Origin of the sequence: Streptococcus sp. 210928-DFI.4.42 (genome assembly GCF_020554365.1) — a bacterium.
In the GTDB taxonomy this organism is placed as follows: domain Bacteria; phylum Bacillota; class Bacilli; order Lactobacillales; family Streptococcaceae; genus Streptococcus; species Streptococcus parasanguinis_S.
In genome coordinates this window covers 1-2,267 of sequence record NZ_JAJCHF010000046.1, presented here as the reverse complement: position 1 = coordinate 2,267, position 2,267 = coordinate 1, and the positions used below count along the sequence as shown (strand labels likewise).

Sequence of the window (2,267 nt, the reverse complement as noted above, 5' to 3'; positions counted from 1 at the left end):
ATCTATATTCTAACAAGTTAAACTCACGTTGTCAATATCTTTTGACTCTTTGGATAAGTCCTCGAGCTATTAGTATTAGTCCGCTCCATTGCTCACACAACTTCCACTCCTAACCTATCTACCTGATCTTCTCTCAGGGCTCTTACTGATATAAAATCATGGGAAATCTCATCTTGAGGTGGGTTTCACACTTAGATGCTTTCAGCGTTTATCCCTTCCCTACATAGCTACCCAGCGATGCCTCTGGCGAGACAACTGGTACACCAGCGGTAAGTCCACTCTGGTCCTCTCGTACTAGGAGCAGATCCTCTCAAATTTCCTACGCCCGCGACGGATAGGGACCGAACTGTCTCACGACGTTCTGAACCCAGCTCGCGTGCCGCTTTAATGGGCGAACAGCCCAACCCTTGGGACCGACTACAGCCCCAGGATGCGACGAGCCGACATCGAGGTGCCAAACCTCCCCGTCGATGTGAACTCTTGGGGGAGATAAGCCTGTTATCCCCAGGGTAGCTTTTATCCGTTGAGCGATGGCCCTTCCATACGGAACCACCGGATCACTAAGCCCGACTTTCGTCCCTGCTCGAGTTGTAGCTCTCGCAGTCAAGCTCCCTTATACCTTTACACTCTGCGAATGATTTCCAACCATTCTGAGGGAACCTTTGGGCGCCTCCGTTACCTTTTAGGAGGCGACCGCCCCAGTCAAACTGCCCGTCAGACACTGTCTCCGTAGATGATGAACCTACCGGGTTAGAGTGGCCATAACACAAGGGTAGTATCCCAACAACGCCTCCATCGAAACTGGCGTCCCGATCTCTATGGCTCCTACCTATCCTGTACATGTGGCACAGACACTCAATATCAAACTGCAGTAAAGCTCCATGGGGTCTTTCCGTCCTGTCGCGGGTAACCTGCATCTTCACAGGTACTAAAATTTCACCGAGTCTCTCGTTGAGACAGTGCCCAAATCATTACGCCTTTCGTGCGGGTCGGAACTTACCCGACAAGGAATTTCGCTACCTTAGGACCGTTATAGTTACGGCCGCCGTTTACTGGGGCTTCAATTCATACCTTCGCGTTACCGCTAAGCACTCCTCTTAACCTTCCAGCACCGGGCAGGCGTCACCCCCTATACATCATCTTACGATTTAGCAGAGAGCTGTGTTTTTGATAAACAGTTGCTTGGGCCTATTCACTGCGGCTGACTGAAAGCCAGCACCCCTTCTCCCGAAGTTACGGGGTCATTTTGCCGAGTTCCTTAACGAGAGTTCTCTCGCTCACCTGAGGCTACTCGCCTCGACTACCTGTGTCGGTTTGCGGTACGGGTAGAGTATGATTAACGCTAGAAGCTTTTCTTGGCAGTGTGACGTCACTAACTTCGCTACTAAACTTCGCTCCCCATCACAGCTCAATGTTATAGAATTAAGCATTTAACTCAATTCACACCTCACTGCTTAGACGTGCACTTCCAGTCGCACGCTTTAGTTAGCCTACTGCGTCCCTCCTTCACTACATACTCTAGTACAGGAATATCAACCTGTTGTCCATCGGATACACCTTTCGGTCTCTCCTTAGGTCCCGACTAACCCAGGGCGGACGAGCCTTCCCCTGGAAACCTTAGTCTTACGGTGGACAGGATTCTCACCTGTCTTTCGCTACTCATACCGGCATTCTCACTTCTATGCGTTCCAGCGCTCCTCACGGTACACCTTCTCCACACATAGAACGCTCTCCTACCATACCTATAAAGGTATCCACAGCTTCGGTAAATTGTTTTAGCCCCGGTACATTTTCGGCGCAGGGTCACTCGACTAGTGAGCTATTACGCACTCTTTGAATGAATAGCTGCTTCTAAGCTAACATCCTAGTTGTCTGTGCAACCCCACATCCTTTTCCACTTAACAATTATTTTGGGACCTTAGCTGGTGGTCTGGGCTGTTTCCCTTTCGACTACGGATCTTAGCACTCGCAGTCTGACTGCCGACCATAATTCTTTGGCATTCGGAGTTTATCTGAGATTGGTAATCCGGGATGGACCCCTCACCCAAACAGTGCTCTACCTCCAAGAATCTTAATGTCGACGCTAGCCCTAAAGCTATTTCGGAGAGAACCAGCTATCTCCAAGTTCGTTTGGAATTTCTCCGCTACCCACAAGTCATCCAAGCACTTTTCAACGTGCCCTGGTTCGGTCCTCCAGTGAGTTTTACCTCACCTTCAACCTGCTCATGGGTAGGTCACATGGTTTCGGGTCTACGACATAATACTAA

Annotated in this window: 1 rRNA gene; it reads right to left on the bottom strand. The window is 49.9% G+C overall.

From position 1 onward, the window contains the following. Positions 1-49 precede the first annotated feature (49 nt). Positions 50-2,267: ribosomal RNA gene (locus tag LIZ08_RS10140) — 23S ribosomal RNA — on the bottom strand; the annotation flags it as partial.